We start from the raw sequence: 19,402 nt of genomic DNA on the forward strand, positions 1-19,402 counted from the left end.
CGCACTGCAGGAAATAACATAATATTTTCGGTTACTCAATTTAATATAGAAAGGTAAGCGGCCACATCAAAAATTGCAGTCAACGACCCCAAATCAGAGAAAACCGACTCCGGAAAACCCATCCCAAACTAGACCAATCCCCATAAGGGCAAACCGACATACACCGGTTCAGTCAACACGGCATTCATGTTGGGTCGTGCCGACCACACGAATGCTTAGTTATTGTAGCCAGTTTTTTATTTTTTTAAGTCATCAGAGAAATGTCCTTTATGTTTCCCTTTTGAAAATTTGTCTTTGTTAAAATCATTTGACTTTCCTTTCGGGATGGTCAAGCTTTTCCAATCGTCTCCTTTAATCATTTTTCCAATGTAAACAATCTGTCCGATATGATAAGGATAATGAGCAAATTGTCGATTTATAGCTTCCATAATTGAGTGTTCTTGATTTCTGATATAAATTTCTGTTGCAAAATTATCTTGTTTTACAGAATCTAACGCATCGAACAGACATTTCCATCCGTCATTCCATTTTTCAAGTAACTCATTTTTAGTTTTTATCACCGATTCAAATTCCAAATCTCTTTTACGCCATTCTTTTTCTCCATCGGAAGTCAAAAAATCTGTCCAGCGAGATTTCATATTTCCCCAAAGATGGTTTACGATTATCGCAATTGAATTTGAGTCTTCGTTAAACTGCCAAAAAAGGTCTTTTTCCTCTAATTGGTCAAATGTTTTTTCTCCGACAGATTTGTAGTATTCAAATTGCTTTTTGACACTGTTTATGTATTCAGTTTTCATTCAGCGTTTCGATTTTTCAAATTGGCTACAACGTTTAGTATAACCGCAGTTACGGATAAATATACGAGGTTTTTCGGTTAAGCACGAAAGTTAGCAATTACGCGTGGATTCGAACGAAGTCGAATCCGCCGTAATTGCGGTTATACATTGTTGAACTAAACCTAAAGGTAGCTTCACGGGACAGTTACATCACGATTCACTACCTTTAAGTAAAGTTTAATTCTAATATTTAAAGTTATGAAAAAAAAGTGACACCCTTATCCAAAGGGCTATTATTTCCGTTCCAGAGTTTGCAACACTCTACCACAAACTCAAACGATCTGTTGAACTCGCTGGTAAAAGCCAGAGCACTCTTACCAACTATGCCCGCTGTTTAGCGCACATCGCACTCCATTTTAACTGTAGTCCACTTGAGCTCGATGAGGAACAGATCTTAGATTATCTACACGTTTTAAAGTCACAACACAAGACCCCTTCGGACAGTTTTTTCAAGCACACCGTCTATGGGCTACGCTATGCCTATCGTGTCTTTGGGATGAAAGAAATGCGGGTCATTCTTCCTTCTATTGAACGCCCCAAGAAACTCCCCGTGGTATTGAACCAAAGGGGGATAAAACAACTACTTCGCACTCCAAAACTACTCAAACACCGATTGGTACTTGGGATGCTCTATGGCTGTGGACTTCGCAATTTTGAACTCCGCAACCTACAGCGCAGGGATCTGGACTTTGACAGGAAGATGGTACACGTGCGCCAAGGCAAAGGACGCAAGGATCGGTATGTTCCCCTGTCCGAGATGCATATCCGTGGTCTAAAGAAATATCTACTGGCAGAAAACCCGGTCACTTGGTGCTTTACCGGCAATGATAAAAACAGGCAGTCCTGCACAGCTTTCCTCGCAAGGAATACAGTGGATTGTTCGTGAAGCTCGCAAGCGCAGCGGTATTTCAAAAGAGATTACCCCCCATATCCTGCGCCATAGCTATGCTACCCATCTTTTGGAAATGGGCCTGGACATTATGAGCGTGAAAGACCTCTTGGGGCATGCGGATATCCAAACGACCCTTATCTACCTTCATGTGGCACAATCGGGTAGGCAAAAGCCCTTCAGTCCGCTGGATAGGCTCTATGGCAAATAGAGATGTCCTATCCCGATTATGAAGTAGCGCACGTATTGGAGCGCAACAGGGAGCACCTCGCCGATTATTGTGCCAACAGTTGGCAGGTACGCACCCTCCACGCCTTGCGCAAGTGCCGCACTGCGGCCTTGGGCGGTCACATTGATTGTTGCAATAATCCAGGGTGCCAAAAGCTTCACCTTAGCTACAACAGTTGCCGTAACCGTCATTGTCCCAAGTGTCAGGGACACAAGAAGGAAGAGTGGATACAGGCAAGGGAGGCAGATTTATTAAAGGTTTCTTACTTCCACGTGGTCTTTACCTTGCCCTGTGAGCTGAACCAGTTATGTCTATACGAACCAAAATTGGTGTACAACCTTTTGTTCAAAACGGCCTGGAGTATCATTGGAGATTTTGGTGCCAACCCCAAATTCTTGGGCGCCAAGATGGGAATGATCGCCATCCTGCACACTTGGGGGCAGAACCTCTCGTTGCACCCACACCTGCACTGCATTGTTCCAGGAGGGGGTATTACTAAATCCGGCAAATGGAACCCCACCAAGAGCAAGGGAAAGCCTGGCTGCCGAACGGCACGCTACTTGTTTCCTGTAAAGGCAATGAGCAAGGTCTTTAGGGCCCGTTTTGTAGCTGGCCTACGCAAGGAACTGGGGAAATCAAAGCCCCCTTCATTTTACGAAAGCCTGTTCAAAAACCAATGGGTAGTCTATTGCAAACGCCCATTCTTCGGACCCTCACAGGTAATAGAGTATCTGGGACACTATACCCATAAAATTGCGATAAGCAACCATCGGATAAAAAGTCTGGAAGATGGAAACGTACGGTTTATTGTAAAGAATTATCGTCATGGAGGCAAAAAGTCTATCCTGGGATTATCCGATGCCGAGTTTATCAGGCGGTTTTCGCTACATATTCTGCCCAAGGGGTTTACCCGTATCAGGCATTACGGTATCTTGAGTAGTTATTATAAGCGGACTATCATCCCAGAATTACAGGAAGAGCTTGGCAAACCAAAACTTCCAGAGACAACACCTTTATTGCACCGCAAGTGTCCGGTCTGCAAGAAAGGAAACCTTGTTACCATTGCGACCTTTACTGCCCGTGGGCCACCGCTACACTGGCAAGAGCAAATCAAAAAACAGTTAAACAGACCTATATAAAAAAACGTGGATCCCGACGTAACGGGACTCCTATGGCCATCCCGAAGCTTCGGGGGAAGAAAACGGCCTGACAACCTGAAAAACAGTGGAGAAAAACTACAAAATGTACGGTGCGCTATAATTCCTTAGCAAAAAAAGAGGTCAACGATCCCAAACCAGGGAAAACCGACTCCTGAAAACCCATCCCAAACTAGATCAATCCCCATAAGGGCAAACCGACATACACCGGTTCAGTCAACACGGCATTCATGTTGGGTCGTGCCGACCACACGAATGCTTAGTTATTGTAAAACGTTTTTTAACCCAATTTGTCAAATATATGTATTCTTAAATCTTCGACCGAAATATTTTTTTTCTCAAAGTTGTTATCTAAAATTTCAATGTATCTTTCATCTGAACAGCTTACGTATTTTACTGCTTGTTTATAAATTAAAGTGTCTACCATTATTCTTAAATGAGCGGGAAGTTCAGAGGTGTCTTTTGCTCGAATAAATAGCTTATTACCTGTGAGTGGAAATATATAATCATCTTCAAATACTTTTGGGTCTTTACTCTTTTTAAATAGGACAGGATTATCCGAACACATAAATGGAAATTGGCTTACAGTTTCGAATATCGTGTAAGGAGTTCTGCAATTATATCCTCTTACTGAATCCATTAGTGAATTCAAATATTTATATGTTTTTAAAAACTGACTGTTTTTTTTAAATTCATCTTCTAAAATGATATTATTGGTTCCATCGGAATTTTTGATTTCGAGCCCTAATTGATTGAGATTATTACTTTCAATTATTGATTTCAGTTCCGAATCTTTATGTGGCAAACGCCAATACATTAAGCTCACGAAATGATTCAATCGAGGCATATCATCTTCATCGATTGAATACTTATTTGAATTATCTGATGAATTGATTTTGTTAAAGAGCTTTGCAATTTCGTTGTCAAAGTGACTATAATGTTCCGTTTCTAAAAAATCAGTTTTATTCCCTTTAAAATTTATCGTATTCGCATTTTTTTTAAAAAAATATGATTCGGGAGAAAATTCTTTACCATTTTTGATAAATCGTTTTTCCTCAACATTGTAAATTTTAAAAGTATTTGATTCTTTGGTAAAGCCTTTAAGATAGAAAACAGGTAGATAGTGATGTCGCCAAGATTTTTTATCCATTTATAATAATTATAAGTATGGGCGTTTGTTTTTTTAATGTTTTACAACGTGAGTCTGTGCATTTACTCAATTCGGACTAAATTTAATGAAACAATTGCTATTTAGAGGGCGGTTAAGGTGGTATTTTCTTGATGTTTTGAAATATTGCTATGTATTTCAAATAAAAAAAAGTTGTTTATAGCAGCTAAAATCACTTCAAATAGGGCCGAAAATCCAGGCACAAGCCTTTTTAGCCTGTTTTTCAACACATCTGGACCGAGAATGGATATAAGTCTGGTCAGATTATAACAGATCATCATCAGGTTAACCTCGGAGAGTACGTTTTGCTTTCCCCTCATCAAGGTATGGGTAAACCCCCATTGTCTTTTCAGTGTCCCAAACTGGTGCTCGGTGATCTGTTGCCTAAGCCTATAGTATTCTGGTTTTGCTTCTACTCTTTTTTGGTTTTCATCCAGAGCGTCTTGATATATAGAGCGCTCTATAAAGCGCCCATTCTTGTTCGTAGTGCACAGCGCTCTCACGGGACAGATCTCGCAGGCCTTTCTGTTCTTGTAATGCTTGACTTTGTGTCCCGCCTTATCATAAATACTTCCATTGGTAGTCAACACCTGATCCGCTGGACAAGTGTAGGTGTCGTTTATTTTGTCATACGTAAAATCCACCATTGGATAGCGCCCGTTGTGGTGTGAGGAATGGTCTTTCGGAGAGGAATAGGGCGTGATGCCGTTCTTAGTGCAGATATCCAGATGCTTGGCAGTGGTGTATCCCTTATCGGTCAGAATATCCATACTTTCCATCCCCAGGAGTTCTTTGGCGTCCAGTGCCATTGGGGAGAGCGCATGGGTATCGTTCACGCTACCGGTATCGTTGTTCACAAAGAGTTTGTGCTTCGCATCGCAACCGGCCTGCACATTGTAGCCCACGTTGATGATGTTGCGGTGCAGGATTACAGATCTGGCGTCAGGGTCGGTAAGGCTGATCTGGGTCTCGCCGCTTTCCTGCAACCTTTTTTCTATGTTGCGGTATTTTTCATTTTTGGATTTTTGGTAGGCAACCTTTGACTCGATTTCCTGCGTGTCAACATCCCCATCCCCTTGATCGAGCTGGTCCTGGTACTCCTTGATCTTGTCATCGATGTAGGCAATATGGCGGTCTATCTTCTTTTGGTTGAAGTTGTTCTTCTGGGCGTTCTGCGCCCGGATCTTGAAGGAGTCTATGGCGATGGTAGTACCTTCTATGAGCTCCCATTCCTTGAGCAGCCCTACAAAATGTCTAAAGGCCAGTTTGAATGCCGCGGCATTGTCCTTTCTGAAGTAGGCGATTTTTCTTGCCGAGGGACGCAGTCCCTTCAAGAGCCAGATTACCTCAAGGTTGACCTTGCAGGCGTGTTCCATTTGGCGTGAGGAGCGAAGTTTGTTCTTGTACCCATAGAGATAGAGTTTGAGCATATCTGATGAATGGTAAGGAGGCCTTCCCTCGGAATTGAGCACGTCCCTAAAGCCCAGTTCCTGCATTGGAAGGATATCCACGAACATATCAACGGTACGCGCCCATGAATCCAGCCCTACGCATGACTCAAAGTCCATCATTACCAATTGATCCCTGTTAAAACCTGTTATGAATTCCATAACGTTAAGATAGCCAATATCTTAATACGATTTGAGCAATGCATTAAAAGGTAATCAACAAAGTTATTAAGAAAGGGAGGTTATTGCGCAGTCTGACGGTTAGTATATGAAAAGTAGCGCTGAAAATAAGCGGTTTCTTTACGAATTAAATACAAGCCGAATTTTTAAATTTTACTATTTATCTTTTTTATTGAAAATCGTCAAGTTTAAAAATTTGGCGACTTTCCAAAAATGCCCAAGCCTTAGTATTAGCAATGACTTGCGCTATTTTTTTATATACATCTTGTTAGCAATAGTCAATCTTCGCCCAACAAATCAAAAATTATCTTATCTCTGTCAATTCTAGTAAGTTGATCTAAATCTATATGTGTATAGGAACGAAAATTACTTTCTTTTAAAAAATTTTGAATTAAAGAGTATTGTTTTCTATTGATTTTATCATCACTCTCAATATTCTTTAGAAGTGGAATTTTTATATCTTCACCTTCTCTATAAAGTTTAATTCCCTCGGATCTATATTCAAAAGCTTCTCCGAAACTGCAGGATAATATTTCTTTTATAATTTGTTCAACGTTGATAGGAGTATTCGAATTAGATGAATAACTATCCATTGCTAAATTCTCTAAATCTGAGTAAGACCATAAAGGGGTTGTTCTCGTATATGCTAATGCTATATCTCTCTTAATGCAGGTGGAGCCAAGTGGGTCGAACTGAACACCAATTGTATTCCTGTTAAAAAACATTTCCCAAATGGCAATACCAGTATTCAATCTACCTTGATGCAACAATTGTCTATCAAATCGTGAAGTGCCTGCTGTCTTGTTAATAGTCGAATCCCAACGTTTCTTAATTATCTTTGCTTCGAAAACACCGATTTTATATTTTTCGCTTTTTTTGAAAATTACTATACCATCGGCGCCGTATAGTCGCTCCAGGCTTCCATTTAAAGTTTGACTATGTGCAAATTTATAAGTACTAAAAGGTCCGAAAGGATATCTAATAAAATTTAGAAAACTTGTAACATAATCTCGTTCCGAAACAATATGATCTTTTTTAAAATCCTCCCGACAAATTACATCCATCTGGTAAATTTTTTCTGATAAGTAATCAATTTGTGCTTGATTTGTGAGCATATTATTTTTTGATTATTGCTAACATGTATATACCTGAAGTACTCTGGCGTATATATCCCATATAAACGCAACTTCATTTAATAAATGAAATTATAATACCATCGCATTCAAACTTAGTGAAAATAATATTTACTTTATTACGGTATTCCGTATTGAAGTAATATTTAATAACAATTCCATCAAGAAATTATAAAATTACACTCCTAAAGCTGAAAATAACTTAAAATGACTAGTCACCTACCAAATACGAATACCAGAAGCTATTGACAAATAATCAAACGCCCCACCTACGGCACTTACTCTTTCTCTCGTTCCGCAGGCTACACTCCATCAATCACAAGAGCCTATGGTTCCCCGTAGCATAAGCAATAATTTAAGAAGCATTAGAACTTTGCCTTAAAGCAAAATCAAATTATTGCCTATGCTTTCTGCCATTGCCCTCACCTCAGAACTCATCACAACACTTAGTTAACCCATTAACCTCACGGAAGGCAGGTAAAGCGGTATTCGTCAGTCGTTCCGTTTCGTTCCGCAAAACATCCCGACAAGGGTATACAAAGCAGCTATACCTTAATATTTTAAAAATGAATAGCTGCCCTTGTCGGGACCATAAATAGCACCGCTGCGGCGACACGTCCTCACTGGCACTATTTATTTGTTTTGCTTCACACACTGCTCTCCATCCTCACCCGTGGCTACTTCATCCCCCCAAACGGTGCGCAAGGTGAACGCAGAACTCAGCTCGCTGAAGTTATGCTGAACCGCAGCCAACGTTGCGCACCGCGAAACCCTAATAAGGTGTTCGCAAACTCACCAAGCAATAATTGGGGGTCTGCCGCCACTTGTTAATTGTGCGAGCCTGCGTGTCGCTGCGGGCTGATCGGGCTGTCACGATTTTTGCAACCCCAATGCCTACAGTCGCTAAGTTTCCCTCATTCGTGCCTCATTCACTCAACTCAGCCACTTTCGGCAACCCGCGCAAGAGTGGCTCCTTCCCTCCACTACGCGAGCCTTCGTACCTCCATTTCGCAATACAAATTTCTTAACTTAAGCTCATCATAGATGCACCAAATAAAATAGTAAATACCACAATGTTTTTAGCACTGAAGTATTGCTTCATTACGGCTCCGGCATCGCTTTGTTTCATTCAGTCGCCACACTTGCCTTTTCCAACACCGAAGCAAAAATTCGCGCCAGCCCTGCCGTAAACGGTAGGCGTCTGCCGCCCTCCTTCCTCGGGCTTATGCATCCACCACCCTTGCTCCGCTCGCAGGCGGCTCGCATTATAGTTCCAGCAATCCATTTCGCTGCTCTCCATTCCTTGCTTCCACTATAGCTCCGCTTTGGTTTACCTGCCTTATAAACTCATACCATTAACCATCTAAATCCAATTTGATTTTTAAAGAAATGGCATCCGCTAAGCCTTGTTGATTTTCAGTAATTCCAATTCACAATTTAACCTGGAACTCGAAACTTGGAACTTGGAACTTGGAACTTGGAACTTGGAACCCATTCATTTAGAGAGAAGTAAAAACTCCAACATAAAGCAAAGGTACAGGCGTGCGGATACGAGAGCTGCAAGGGTTCGCTGCGCCTGTTTTAAAAAAAAATCTCCACCCTGGCTTTTAGCCTTAATTACCATTCTCATTGTCCTTTATAATCTGGTCTAAATCTGTCTATTGGTTTCTTAAATCCCGGGTAGTATTTTTTTTAACAGCCCTTGCATCAGTCGCACCGATCCTGTGGCATAAGGCATTATGTTCAAGTTTTTATTTAGAGTCCGTTTAAGCAGCTGGTGGTTGCTGGCGGGCATACGCACCTCGGGCAGTCCGTTCTTCTATTGTGTGCATCACGTAGGCTTCAAGGAGTACACGTTGCGCATCTTTTGGGTAGAGTGCTGCCTCACAGAACTCCCTTTTTAGGGGGTTCTTTTTTTTTAATCGTTTCCCGAAAATTAATAAAAGATGGCTAAAAATCATGAAGGCTCTCATTGGAACGGCCGATTTAAACCCCTTGAAAAGCTAGAACATTTGACCAAGCGACTCCAACATCAACAGCAGCACCTAAACGATTATAAGATTGACCATTGTCGAAAATATTTTTAGTTAATGCTATTATTTGTCCTCTAATTTTTTATGCCTTATCGAATTTAAAATTTCACCTGGGATATTTGTCTTCCAATCTTTCTCTTGACAAGAAATCTCGGTTATTATTAACCGTTAAGAAGGACTAATTCGCACCTCCTACCCCAAACCACCTCTTAGATTTTAATCACAAACAGGAAGGCAACAGGAAGGATTTTTCTGTCACACTTTTTGTAAAATGGTTATTCACCCATGTGGCACATTCCTTTTTTGTTTAAGCCCATATATTTTAAATAGCGGCACAACAAAAAAGCAAAGAGCCACAAATCCGTCTTCTCAAAAACACTCAGTTACGGTGTCCGAACGGAGTCGAGGAAAAACAAAAAGTCCGCCAGAAAAGGGAAGTGTCGATAGGGTCTATATTTACATAATGGTCTGTTATAGACGCAGCCGCCCCATCCCACGCACCGCCCAAGCTGGTACTATAACGCCATTATGTAAAATAGCCCGAGCCGCTCATTTTCGTTCTACATTAAAACCTCCCATTCTCTTTAAAAATTCCCCAAAACCTGAAACCACCGTCTCTCAAAGTCGCTCACATTCGTCTGCCATTAAAAATCCAAAAAAAATATTCCGTAACACCTGAAAATCCGCGTTATTGCATAAACAAATTTCACCTTGGGAAGCATACTTTAAAATACTTCAGAAAAACCCGAAACCTTATTGGGGTGAAGGATTGGACGAAGCACAATAAAGCAAGGGCACTCCAGGCAGGTATCCAGCGTCTTCTCAATAAATAATCGCAACCCCATCACATCTCTTTCCCTTCAACAGAAGACATGAATACCAGCCTTCCATGCCCCTAGAGGAAGAGTGCAAAATTTTTGGTGCTAACCTCAATCCGTCGTCTCATCGCAAGCCCTGCGGACGGAATCTAGCAACACTTAAACATCATATAAACCTAATAAATTCAGTTCTCACTCCCTACCTAATCAACCCGTCCGTCCGCAGACCGCTTTAAATCTTGCGGCACCAAAAACCCCGCACCCTTCCCAATTAACCATTCGTCTTTTCCATCACCAAAATCGTCAATTCCTATGCGCATTGCCAAAAATCCAATATTAAAAATAAGATAACCAACTAAGGTGGCTGAGTTCATTTGAATCGCGTCAGCAGATTCAAATTAGTATCCAAGCCCATTCAGTGGTTGCAGGAATAGGCGATGATCCATAAAGCAAGGGCACTCCAGGCAGGTATCCAGCGTCTTCTCAAAAAAAAAAATCGAAACCCCATCACAGCTCCCTCACTTTCACAAGAAACATGAATACCAGCCTTCCACGCCCCTAGAGGAAGAGTGCAAAGTTTTTGGTGCTATGACAACCACGGCTCCAAAAAGAAAGCCCTGCAGGCGCCAAAACACCCTACATTTTACGCATCTCAAATTCGTTAAAAAAGCGTCCTATATTTCCAACTTACCTTTCCCAGCGCCCGCAGAGCTTTCAAAATCTTGCGGCACCAAAAACCCCGCACCCTTCCCAATTAACCATTCGTCTTCTCCATCACAAACATCTCTATTCCCACGCGAATTGTCCCGAATTGCGTCTATAAATACAAATAACCAAACCCAGATCCCTGAGCGAAGCCGAAGGGTTTGTTTCGGTTTCAATTTCGCTTTCAGTTTCGATTTCGATTTCAATTTCAACAAGGGCACTCCATGCAGGTATCCAGCATCTTCTCAAAAAAAACCATAACCCATCACAGCTCCCTCACTTTCACAAAAAACATGAATACCAGCCTTCCACGCCCTTAATCATTCGTCGTCTCCATCACCAACATCCCCTATTCCTGGGCGAGCCGTCCCGAAACCCGTCAAAAAAAAATAATTATAGGTTACCAAACCCAGGTCCCTGAGTGTTTTATTGAGCTTTTTAAAGCGAAATAAAATGTATCGAAGGGCCGAGGCAAATATTTCAAAAACAAAAAAAGGAAGCAAAGGTAGTAGGGGCTAGAAAAACAGCTGTAAAGGCCAAGCCCTCCGGGTTTTGAAGAAAAATCTCCACCCTATTTCTTTCTTACTAAGCATTCTTTTCCCTGAAAATTCCACTTCCACTTTATTCCCGCTCTTTCCACCACAACCGGGTAGTATTTTTTTCAAAAGCCTTGACAGCTGTGCCGCCCCTACTGTTTTACGGCTTTCTTTTTTTCCTTTTTCTTTTTTTCCGAAAAAAATATAAGGGGAAGGGAAGCAATTCAAACAATGTTTAATTTAAAAATGATGATTATGAAAGCATTCAAAATCAAAACACATCGACCAGGGGAAACATACCAATCCCCGCACTTCTTCATCCTTAACAAAGGAAACAACGCAGGAAGGCCAAGCTTTTGCGCCTTTACAAACTCGTTTGTCATCTTCACCAATTCAACAGAAGAGACCAACCAGCTATACTGGATTTGCAATATCCTCCATTGCGGTCGCTACTTCCAACCCTATCTCTGTGGCTCTGTAATTCCCTTTATTCATATAGGCGAAGTCCGTTCCATCTTAAAAAAGAGGATTAAAAACTATGAAGGACACCATTGGAACGGCCGTTTTACAGCTCTTGAGAAGCTCGAACATTTAACCAAGCGCCTCAAGTATCAACAACGCTGCTTAAACGATTACAAGATTGCCCTAATGCAATCCTATAATCTAGATAGAGATTGAGTTCCCTATCAAAAACAGAAAAGCCCGGGATTGGATCTCGGGCTTTTTCAATTTATAAGTTTATGGGATTTACTTTACCTCCTTATCTTTTTTCTTCCGAAGATTTGCAAAGGATTTCAGTTTAGCTGAAAAGACATTTTTCACCACTATTTTTAAAGAAAACGACACCGAAAAGCTAACCACAGCTCCCACCAACGCCAAAATCCCAGTCCGAATCAAATCATCCGAACCAATGACCGGCAAAGTGGCCAACACAGTTCCTCCGCAGGTTCCCATTATAGTCGAAAAAGATCTAAAGGGCATCATCACAATTATTGATTTAAATCCGATTTGACCTCCTCTTTATCATCATCACTAACCACCGCCTGACTGACAGCAGTAACTACTGTTCCAGCAATAGTTAAGTAAGTTGCCACAGTTATTAAAACAGCAGGAATAGCCACTGGTGCCGCCAGAATTGCCGCTCCCGTAGATCCCAATACGATTCCAATATTCCGTAAGGTCTTAAAGAATTTTGGAGTAGGTTTTTTATATCGCTCAATTAAATTCATAACCAGTACTTTTAATAGTTAATAAAACAGTTTCTTTTCGTTCAAACACTTGATGACACAAGGAAAGAATCTTTTGCATAGCCCTTCGAGAATTGCTTCCAACTCCAATCGATGTCAATTCCGATACAGGAGCAATACACCCCAGAAGCTCATCCTTAGCATAATTTGCAGGATGCATCAAAATCAAATTCCGATTAGGAACACCTTTAACCAATAGATGATTCCCAAATTTCTTTGAATATCGAGCTACCAATTCATAAGTCCCTTCTGGAATACAAGATTTCGAACGTTGATTCCCCAACCAAGGAAGCTCTATCGTAAAACACAGAAATCGGAAATTCAAAAAGAGGGTACCGTGGGTCCCCTCTTGATGATAACTTCGCTCTAGGATCAACTCCATGTCTATGGCGTATCGGTGAGCACAACTGCCAAGGAGTTAAAAGCACCATTTTTCAATGGATACATCTCTCCGTTCACTTCCTGGTAAAACTCCACTCCCAAAACCTCCAAAACTGGCAATGTAGAGTTAGGAGTCAAAACTCCCGCCAAATTCAACGGCGCTGTATCCGGAGCTGTGAAAGGAAGAATTCCTGAATCGTCCATTTCAAAAACGAAAGATTCGTTCACAAAATCCAATTCCGCTGCCCCCATTACCACTTTGAAATGTGTAGTTCCACCCGGAGCCGCAATCCGAACAATCGGACTGAAAGCAGCTAAATCAGCCGTAACATTTCCAGTAATTCGATCAAAGGCAACAGCAAAGGGAGCAAAAAGAGTCGTCCCCAGTTTTCCTCTGATATTAAAATCAAATCCCTTGATGAGAGCCAAATCCCCATCCTGGATAGTTCGCTCGCCCCTGTCATGGACAAGATCAGATTTCACCACAGCCACCAAATCCTTGGTAAGTCTGCTCGTCACACGCTTATCCTTCGCGTTCTGCAACAATAACCTAATCGCATTTCGGATAAGCTTTCCACCCTTTCCTGCTCTTCCGAATTCAGAACCGTTCTCACGAGTTCTTTGGAATGCAGGATCGTTCATAATACGGTCCTTTTCCACCCCACCCTTTTCACGGGCAAGGTGACCGTCAGTCGTTTTGTAAAAAGAAATATCTCCGATAGTCCCTTTCAACTTGATAATACCTTTTTGTCTTGCCATCTCAATAAAATTTTAAATTCTCAACAAAACACCGTATTTTTAAACCACTGCACGATTTTGACCCATCATCCATTCCGAACAAGGACTTTTTTACCGAAACTGCCGGTAAACAACCCTATTATTGAGTATATATGAAGTATAGATTCGGTATAGATGAAGTATAGATAGAGTATGAAAATTATAGTATGAAGTCAGATCGAGTATGCATATTCCCCAAAGACGTACAACGCATCACAGGAAGAAGTGAGCGATATGGTAGACTACTCCTCCACCAAATCAGAAAGCATTTTGACAAAAAGCCGCATCAATTTATCACGGCTAATGAATTTGCAGAATTCACTGGAGTAGATTTAGAAACCGTAAGAGACTATCTCAAAAGTTAACAATTCAAACCAAATCTTATTATTAAAAATTCAGTATCTTTATTGCTAATTGAGTGCAAAACGACTCAAGGTATATTAGTGCAATAATACCAAATTTGGTTCCTCGGTTTTGGAACAAGGCTTAAAAGCCACATAATCAGTACAGTATATAGGCGTTATACTTGTTGTCATCCCGACCAAGTCAAATACCATTTGACACCAAAACCCTGCAAATCAATGTGATTTGCAGGGTTTTACATTTTTTAGCCAATAGCAAAAAGTCATTAAATTTAATTCAAAACCATATTATTGGTCCCCTAATAGGCCCCCTTTTTTGAAGGACAACTTTTTGCGAGATACTTGATTTGACATTCGGTTTGAAAAATAAGTTCAACCCAAAAACAAAATCTCATGCCAAGTCCACAAACATTTTCCGTGCTTCTTCTTCCCATATTCGAAAAAGAAATAAAAGGAAAACCTCAATGTACGTTAGAATCACCATTAACGGAAAACGCAGTAAATTTAGTTAAAACAAAAGTTTTACGACGTTACTGTGGGACTCTTCCTATTGGGATTGTTTCAAAGCTACTCGAACACCCTCGCCTGTCTCAGCCTATTTAAACTACAACTTTTTAAAATTTAGTCTAGTCTTTAGGTCTAATTACATGACCCGAAAATCTGGGAAGTGAAATGGTTGTTCGAGTGGTGTTTATAAAGTAAACTCCAGTTAGAAGAATAGCAGCAGCAATAAGGGATTGAGACGTAATTTGTTCGTCTAAAAAATACCAGCCCAAGAAAAGAGCTATAATCGGATTTACATAGGTTGATGTAGCCACTTTATCTGGCGAAACAGTTTTTAACAGATAATTGAAAGAAGTAAAAGCAACAATACTACCAAATGTAATCAACAATAACATACTCCATTGCACAGGTTCTCCCCAATTGGTTGGAGCAATCCATTCCTCGCCAAAAGCCAAACTCATAATTGCAAGAGTAAACCCACCAGTAACCATTTGATATCCTGTATTTACAAAGAAGTTTTCAGGAAGATCGGCTTTTCCTACAAAGAGACTTCCGTAAGCCCAACTTAGCATACAGGCAAATATCATAATCATCCCCATTACAGTACCTTCTTGTGTAACTATTTGCTTCTGACTTACTAATAGGATTATTCCAGTTATACCTAGCGCTACGCCTACCAAGGACATCTTTTTAATTCGCTTTCCTTGAAGCAAACGCATCAATAACAAAACGACTAAAGGTTGTGCCGATATTTCTAAAGCTGCAAATCCGCTGTCCACATACCGAAGTGCCCACACTATAACACCATTGCCAAAAGAAAGGAACAAAATACCTACGATAAAAGTGTTTAAAAGCTGCTTTCGGCTGATAGCTAAACTCTTGCCTAAGATTTTAGAAATTAAGAATATTAGTAAACCCGCAGTTGTAAAACGTATGGATGCCAAAAAAAATGGCGCTAACTCCCCTACCGCAATTTTATTTAACAAATACGTAGAACCCCATATTACATATATGGAGAAGAACGCAAGAACAATCAACACTGTGTTTTTTGGCACTGATTTCAAAGTAATTTAATATGGTTTGTAAACAATTGTGAAAGAAAGTATTTAAAGTTAATCGTATGCGACTTAGATGTAAGACCTGCTTTTTAATTGACTGATAATTGTGTTAATTAATCAAGTATACTTTTTAGTTCTTAAATTTTAATGGTGAATTTACTAGCAGGATTTCATCTAATAATATTGTGTCAAAGACTTGTTAGCTTTAGCTGAACGTAATTTTGAGATATTTAAATCGGACACCAATAATTTAAAGTATAGAAGAATGAAAATACGGCCTGAATATTCTAAAATTATCGCTTCTTTTTATTGTAATTTTTATCGCCGCGTGTCTTTGGCTTCTTATATTTCTTTTTGATAATCCGTTTATATGATCCGCCTTGATTTTCTTTTTTATTTTTTTCTTTTTTCTCGTGAAATGCGGGGCCTACAACGTCTTCTTTTGTGGGATTATTAATTTCAACCACAACGGGTTGCTCTTCTGCTGTGAGCTTATCCGAAATTGCTACTTCCGAAGGTAACTCCAGCATAGTAATCTTAAGTTCCATTAAAGCTTCAATCGCATTCTTTTTATCTTCTTCGGCTTCGGTGTAAAATAGAATACTTGTTCCTTCCTGCTCTGCCCTTCCTGTTCGACCAATTCGGTGCATATAGTTTTCAGGAAAAGAGGGAGTGTCAAAATTTATTACGTGCGAAATTCGATCAAGATCCAATCCGCGCGCCATAATATCTGTAGTAACTAAAATTCGTGTTTTTTCAGCATTGAAATCTTCAATGGAACGAATTCGGTAATTCTGCGTTTTGTTGGAATGAATAACAGCGACTTCCTTTCCGTAGAAATCATCCAAAAGATCAAATATTAGATCAGCACTCTTTTTATTTGGAACAAAAATGAGAACTTTTTTAAATTCTTTTTCATTCTGAAGTAAATGGCGTAAGAGGTTAACTTTTGTATAAAAATTTGGAACCGCATAGCTGTATTGGGCTATATTTTCTAACGGAGTACCACTTACTGCAACAGAAACCGTTTTAGGGGCTATAAAGAAATCGTGAATAAAAGCGTTCACATCGTCTGTCATTGTAGCCGAAAACATAATGTTTTGACGCTTTTTAGGAAGAAGTTCAAGGATGTTTGTAAGCTGAAACCGGAAACCGAGATCTAACATTACATCTACCTCGTCTATCACCATCTTTTTTATTCCCTTAAATTGAATTGCACGGCTTATAACCAAGTCGTACAATCGTCCTGGAGTGGCTACTAAAATATCGACACCTTCGGCAACTGCTTCTTTTTGGCGATTGATATTGGTACCTCCGAAGACCCCCAACACTCTTATAGACGAATATTTTCCGAATTTTTCAATTTCTTCAACACCTTGAAGTACCAATTCTCGTGTTGGCACCAGAATTAAAACTCTTGGATGTGTATCCTTCGAAAATTTTAGTTCCTGAAGAATTGGCAACATATAGGCGAAGGTTTTCCCTGTTCCTGTCTGTGCAATTCCAACCATATCAGTCCCCGACATAATTACCGGAAACGACTGAGCCTGAATAGGAGTAGGTTTTTCAAAACCTAAATCCGCAATAGCATTTCGTAATTGATTATTAATGGCGAATTCGCTAAATGATTCCATTGTACATAATTTGATTACAAAAGTAGTGCTTCAATTTGCCTTAACAACTATAGTTAGCCAATTTGTTTCTAATTAGTCGTGTCCGAAAAAGAGGTTAAATTTGCTGCTTCCTGTCTTGATAAGTAAATTAAATTGATCCGCAATGTTTTACACTACTAACTTGAGCTTATCAATTCGTTATTCAGTTATTGGTTATTAGTTCTTGATTAATTTTGAATTAAATAACTACTAACCACTGATTACTGCGCACTGATTACTGACCACTAGCTACTGCATACTGAATATTGACATCAGTGCGTTGATAATAATCTAATAATATTTTATTTACTTACCTTCCGAAACTTAATTAGGCTCCAAGATTAAAGTTACCTTATTAAAATCGGCAGCGCTGTTTATCACCTTTCGGTAGTCTTCGTAGAATTCTTTTGAAATTTTATTGATTTTATAGAATTCGTCTGCAGTAATTTTCAATGTATCACCATTCATTTCATAAAACGACTTAAACATAAGGACTTCTTCTCCATCTAATGAAAAGGAATGATCGATGTTTATATCATCCGCATTCGCCACGCGGTACCCTTCAGGAATTTTAATGTTCAAAGTTCGATAGTAGGTGCGGGTAAACTCATCTTCAAGTGGAAGTTTTCGTTCGTTATCTTGATACATTTGAACTTGTCTACCAATAAGCTCGCCCACTTTAAAAAGATAGCGATTTCCAGCTTTTTCAACAAAGGCTTCCGATTCAAAATCGAGTATAAAATGCAAAGGTTTTGTGCCAAATAATGCAGGATCGGCATTTTTTATTTCCTTACTTTTAATAGTTGCACTTTCGTCTAGTCGTTTGGCAAAGCCTTCCAGAATTTCAGTTTTATTGTCCTGAGGGATGACATTCATAAATGGCTGTAAGTACATTGCATAGTATCCTGTCATAGAAAGGTTTAACTGAATAGCATTCTTTGTGAGGTCTTCAGCATCAAAACTTACATCGACTATCATTTTATCGACAGTTTCTGCTGCTTCAACTGGGTTTATGTATTCAATTCGTCCTGTGGCAGATTTAAAATCACCCAAAGCAACCTCTTTAATATGCAGGCCGTATGTATCGGTTAAATATGATGGTGGAAAACCGTAACGCGAATCAAATTCGGTGGGCGCCATATATTTGTCGGTTTTAGGGAAGTAAAATAGATAATCGTTCAAGAAGGTGTTCGCTTCAAATTCTGGATCAAATTTTAGTTCTTGACGGTCGCTCGTTAATATGAGTTCGTGTTTAATATCTAAAGTATTAAAGGCGGAAATAAACAGCATCATCATGCCTTTACTCGTCGCTACCTTCTCGTTTAGCACACTTTCTAGGTCATTTCCTGCATTTCCTCCATGTCTCAGATATACGTTTGTTTTAATATGCGATTCCAGTTTTCTGAGCATCTCGTCTGTATCCATGCCAGCTTTCACCCCTGCCCCATCTATAAATTTGTTGAGCTTTCGTTGTGCTTTTTTGTCAATTTCGCCATAATAGTAGTTGTATATATTCTGTGAAACCTTGCTGTACGAAGTTATATCCTTAGTGTTATTTGCCAGATTTTCATCTAGTTTAAAAATAACGAAACCGGTTGATGCATTATACGCTGACTGACTCTCCCTTTCTAATCCTGGCAATTGGGCTGCTCGCATTGTCCAGTGCAGTTTGTTTTCTGAAAGTGTGTCTCTAACAACTTCGGGAAGACCGTTAAAGCTCTTAAATTTGAATACTAAGTTTGAAGGCGAATAAAGGTCAAAACCAACATCTTGTTTATCGTAATAGGACTGAAAAGTGAGTCGCTTGCCAGAATATTCAGGAGCGCGTTTTACTACATAATAATATTCTACAATGCTTCCTTTTTCAATTCCTTCAAAGGCAAAAAATTTATAAACACGTTGAGTTTCGTCGTCTTTTGCTGTTAGAATTTTTGAATCGTCTAATTCTGATATTTCACCATTGGACTTAATTACGCGTGCTTTACTTACAATAAGTTCTGAACTATTGTCATACGGTAAATAAACTTTGTTGTAATCTTCAATGCGTTCATCGCTGTTAAGCCAAACCGCCTTGTGCTCTAAGTAGTATTCGAAAAGATCTTTGTTTTCAAATATAAATTCGGTGATAATTTTATCTTTTACACCAACAATAGAAGTGCTGTCTGCTGCATTTACAGAAAAGTTTGGGCTTGCTTCCCAGGTATAGCTCTTATAAAACGGAATCTCTTGTGCGAGTAGCGTTGAGGCGATAATAAAAAACACTAAAAAACTGATTGATTTTTTCATAAG

The 19,402-nt window shown here is 39.7% G+C and carries 19 protein-coding genes; 5 read left to right on the forward strand and 14 right to left on the reverse strand.

Annotated features, from left to right (window positions below; translation table 11 throughout):
- Window positions 1-236: 236 nt before the first annotated feature.
- On the reverse strand, window positions 237-797 hold the full coding sequence (locus BLW28_RS13980; protein WP_073221045.1) for a DUF1572 family protein: 561 nt from the start codon (window positions 795-797) through the stop codon (window positions 237-239).
- Between the two features lie 274 nt (window positions 798-1,071).
- On the opposite strand from BLW28_RS13980, the gene BLW28_RS16120 reads away from it, so the two are divergent.
- Genes BLW28_RS16120 through BLW28_RS13990 form a run of 3 tightly spaced genes read left to right on the forward strand, consistent with a single transcriptional unit; the run spans window position 1,072 to window position 3,093 of the window.
- On the forward strand, window positions 1,072-1,722 hold the full coding sequence (locus BLW28_RS16120) for a tyrosine-type recombinase/integrase (RefSeq protein WP_317042293.1): 651 nt from the start codon (window positions 1,072-1,074) through the stop codon (window positions 1,720-1,722).
- Window positions 1,661-1,936 (forward strand): tyrosine-type recombinase/integrase, encoded by a 276-nt coding sequence (locus BLW28_RS16100; RefSeq protein WP_262481125.1) that lies wholly within the window; start codon window positions 1,661-1,663, stop codon window positions 1,934-1,936. The genes BLW28_RS16120 and BLW28_RS16100 overlap by 62 nt, the downstream gene beginning before the upstream one ends.
- Window positions 1,937-1,938: 2 nt before the next feature.
- Complete coding sequence (locus BLW28_RS13990; protein WP_073221048.1) at window positions 1,939-3,093, forward strand: IS91 family transposase; 1,155 nt, start codon at window positions 1,939-1,941, stop codon at window positions 3,091-3,093.
- Window positions 3,094-3,391: 298 nt separating this feature from the next.
- Here the strand turns inward: BLW28_RS13990 and BLW28_RS13995 are convergent, their stop codons facing one another.
- The 6 genes from BLW28_RS13995 to BLW28_RS14020 all read right to left on the reverse strand — a co-directional run bounded on the left by BLW28_RS13995 (window position 3,392) and on the right by BLW28_RS14020 (window position 10,772).
- Window positions 3,392-4,261: a DUF4238 domain-containing protein gene (locus BLW28_RS13995; protein ID WP_073221050.1), complete on the reverse strand. Its 870-nt coding sequence runs from the start codon at window positions 4,259-4,261 to the stop codon at window positions 3,392-3,394.
- A 101-nt stretch (window positions 4,262-4,362) separates the two neighbouring features.
- Window positions 4,363-5,889 (reverse strand): IS1182 family transposase, encoded by a 1,527-nt coding sequence (locus BLW28_RS14000; protein ID WP_073221053.1) that lies wholly within the window; start codon window positions 5,887-5,889, stop codon window positions 4,363-4,365.
- Between the two features lie 296 nt (window positions 5,890-6,185).
- Window positions 6,186-7,022: a hypothetical protein gene (locus BLW28_RS14005; RefSeq protein WP_073221055.1), complete on the reverse strand. Its 837-nt coding sequence runs from the start codon at window positions 7,020-7,022 to the stop codon at window positions 6,186-6,188.
- A gap of 1,784 nt (window positions 7,023-8,806) precedes the next feature.
- Window positions 8,807-9,013: a hypothetical protein gene (locus BLW28_RS14010; RefSeq protein WP_073221058.1), complete on the reverse strand. Its 207-nt coding sequence runs from the start codon at window positions 9,011-9,013 to the stop codon at window positions 8,807-8,809.
- A 1,081-nt stretch (window positions 9,014-10,094) separates the two neighbouring features.
- Window positions 10,095-10,265 (reverse strand): hypothetical protein, encoded by a 171-nt coding sequence (locus BLW28_RS15820; RefSeq protein WP_159431786.1) that lies wholly within the window; start codon window positions 10,263-10,265, stop codon window positions 10,095-10,097.
- A 300-nt stretch (window positions 10,266-10,565) separates the two neighbouring features.
- Window positions 10,566-10,772 carry a hypothetical protein gene (locus BLW28_RS14020; protein ID WP_143036897.1) on the reverse strand — a complete coding sequence of 69 codons (207 nt, stop codon included), beginning with the start codon at window positions 10,770-10,772 and terminating at the stop codon, window positions 10,566-10,568.
- A 615-nt stretch (window positions 10,773-11,387) separates the two neighbouring features.
- Between BLW28_RS14020 and BLW28_RS15655 the strand changes: the two genes are divergently transcribed.
- A complete protein-coding gene (locus BLW28_RS15655) occupies window positions 11,388-11,810 on the forward strand; it encodes a DUF6943 family protein (RefSeq protein WP_143036898.1) in 423 nt (140 codons plus the stop codon).
- A gap of 69 nt (window positions 11,811-11,879) precedes the next feature.
- Here the strand turns inward: BLW28_RS15655 and BLW28_RS15660 are convergent, their stop codons facing one another.
- From BLW28_RS15660 to BLW28_RS14050, 4 genes are read right to left on the reverse strand one after another with little or no spacing between them, the layout of a single operon-like run.
- Window positions 11,880-12,116: a hypothetical protein gene (locus tag BLW28_RS15660; RefSeq protein ID WP_143036899.1), complete on the reverse strand. Its 237-nt coding sequence runs from the start codon at window positions 12,114-12,116 to the stop codon at window positions 11,880-11,882.
- A gap of 5 nt (window positions 12,117-12,121) precedes the next feature.
- Window positions 12,122-12,361: a hypothetical protein gene (locus tag BLW28_RS14040; protein ID WP_073221076.1), complete on the reverse strand. Its 240-nt coding sequence runs from the start codon at window positions 12,359-12,361 to the stop codon at window positions 12,122-12,124.
- A complete protein-coding gene (locus BLW28_RS14045; protein ID WP_073221079.1) occupies window positions 12,348-12,761 on the reverse strand; it encodes a DUF5675 family protein in 414 nt (137 codons plus the stop codon). Before BLW28_RS14045 ends, BLW28_RS14040 begins: the two co-directional genes overlap by 14 nt.
- Before the next feature lie 2 nt (window positions 12,762-12,763).
- Window positions 12,764-13,519, reverse strand: a complete 756-nt coding sequence (locus BLW28_RS14050) for a hypothetical protein (RefSeq protein ID WP_073221083.1) — start codon at window positions 13,517-13,519, stop codon at window positions 12,764-12,766.
- A 185-nt stretch (window positions 13,520-13,704) separates the two neighbouring features.
- Between BLW28_RS14050 and BLW28_RS14055 the strand changes: the two genes are divergently transcribed.
- Complete coding sequence (locus BLW28_RS14055) at window positions 13,705-13,902, forward strand: hypothetical protein (protein ID WP_073221086.1); 198 nt, start codon at window positions 13,705-13,707, stop codon at window positions 13,900-13,902.
- A 623-nt stretch (window positions 13,903-14,525) separates the two neighbouring features.
- Here the strand turns inward: BLW28_RS14055 and BLW28_RS14060 are convergent.
- The 3 genes from BLW28_RS14060 to BLW28_RS14070 all read right to left on the reverse strand — a co-directional run bounded on the left by BLW28_RS14060 (window position 14,526) and on the right by BLW28_RS14070 (window position 19,399).
- Window positions 14,526-15,467, reverse strand: coding sequence for an EamA family transporter (locus BLW28_RS14060; RefSeq protein WP_234946501.1), 942 nt, complete (start codon window positions 15,465-15,467; stop codon window positions 14,526-14,528).
- Between the two features lie 287 nt (window positions 15,468-15,754).
- On the reverse strand, window positions 15,755-17,095 hold the full coding sequence (locus BLW28_RS14065) for a DEAD/DEAH box helicase (RefSeq protein ID WP_073221088.1): 1,341 nt from the start codon (window positions 17,093-17,095) through the stop codon (window positions 15,755-15,757).
- Between the two features lie 342 nt (window positions 17,096-17,437).
- Entirely contained in the window at window positions 17,438-19,399 is a 1,962-nt protein-coding gene (locus tag BLW28_RS14070) for a DUF3857 domain-containing protein (RefSeq protein ID WP_073221091.1), read from the reverse strand.
- Window positions 19,400-19,402 lie beyond the last annotated feature (3 nt).

The organism is Aequorivita viscosa, assembly GCF_900106795.1.
Taxonomy (GTDB): domain Bacteria; phylum Bacteroidota; class Bacteroidia; order Flavobacteriales; family Flavobacteriaceae; genus Aequorivita; species Aequorivita viscosa.

Excerpts from the sequence above, each read along its gene's own strand:
- BLW28_RS14005 (WP_073221055.1), bottom strand. The coding sequence starts at position 7,022 with ATGCTCACAAATCAAGCACAAATTGATTACTTATCAGAAAAAATTTAC.
- BLW28_RS14010 (WP_073221058.1), bottom strand. The coding sequence starts at position 9,013 with ATGAGAGCCTTCATGATTTTTAGCCATCTTTTATTAATTTTCGGGAAA.
- BLW28_RS14065 (WP_073221088.1), bottom strand. The coding sequence starts at position 17,095 with ATGGAATCATTTAGCGAATTCGCCATTAATAATCAATTACGAAATGCT.
- BLW28_RS14000 (WP_073221053.1), bottom strand. The coding sequence starts at position 5,889 with ATGGAATTCATAACAGGTTTTAACAGGGATCAATTGGTAATGATGGAC.
- BLW28_RS14050 (WP_073221083.1), bottom strand. The coding sequence starts at position 13,519 with ATGGCAAGACAAAAAGGTATTATCAAGTTGAAAGGGACTATCGGAGAT.
- BLW28_RS15655 (WP_143036898.1), top strand. The coding sequence starts at position 11,388 with ATGAAAGCATTCAAAATCAAAACACATCGACCAGGGGAAACATACCAA.
- BLW28_RS13990 (WP_073221048.1), top strand. The coding sequence starts at position 1,939 with ATGTCCTATCCCGATTATGAAGTAGCGCACGTATTGGAGCGCAACAGG.
- BLW28_RS14055 (WP_073221086.1), top strand. The coding sequence starts at position 13,705 with ATGAAGTCAGATCGAGTATGCATATTCCCCAAAGACGTACAACGCATC.
- BLW28_RS14045 (WP_073221079.1), bottom strand. The coding sequence starts at position 12,761 with ATGGAGTTGATCCTAGAGCGAAGTTATCATCAAGAGGGGACCCACGGT.
- BLW28_RS14070 (WP_073221091.1), bottom strand. The coding sequence starts at position 19,399 with ATGAAAAAATCAATCAGTTTTTTAGTGTTTTTTATTATCGCCTCAACG.
- BLW28_RS16100 (WP_262481125.1), top strand. The coding sequence starts at position 1,661 with ATGATAAAAACAGGCAGTCCTGCACAGCTTTCCTCGCAAGGAATACAG.
- BLW28_RS13980 (WP_073221045.1), bottom strand. The coding sequence starts at position 797 with ATGAAAACTGAATACATAAACAGTGTCAAAAAGCAATTTGAATACTAC.
- BLW28_RS13995 (WP_073221050.1), bottom strand. The coding sequence starts at position 4,261 with ATGGATAAAAAATCTTGGCGACATCACTATCTACCTGTTTTCTATCTT.
- BLW28_RS15660 (WP_143036899.1), bottom strand. The coding sequence starts at position 12,116 with ATGATGCCCTTTAGATCTTTTTCGACTATAATGGGAACCTGCGGAGGA.
- BLW28_RS14040 (WP_073221076.1), bottom strand. The coding sequence starts at position 12,361 with ATGAATTTAATTGAGCGATATAAAAAACCTACTCCAAAATTCTTTAAG.
- BLW28_RS15820 (WP_159431786.1), bottom strand. The coding sequence starts at position 10,265 with ATGAACTCAGCCACCTTAGTTGGTTATCTTATTTTTAATATTGGATTT.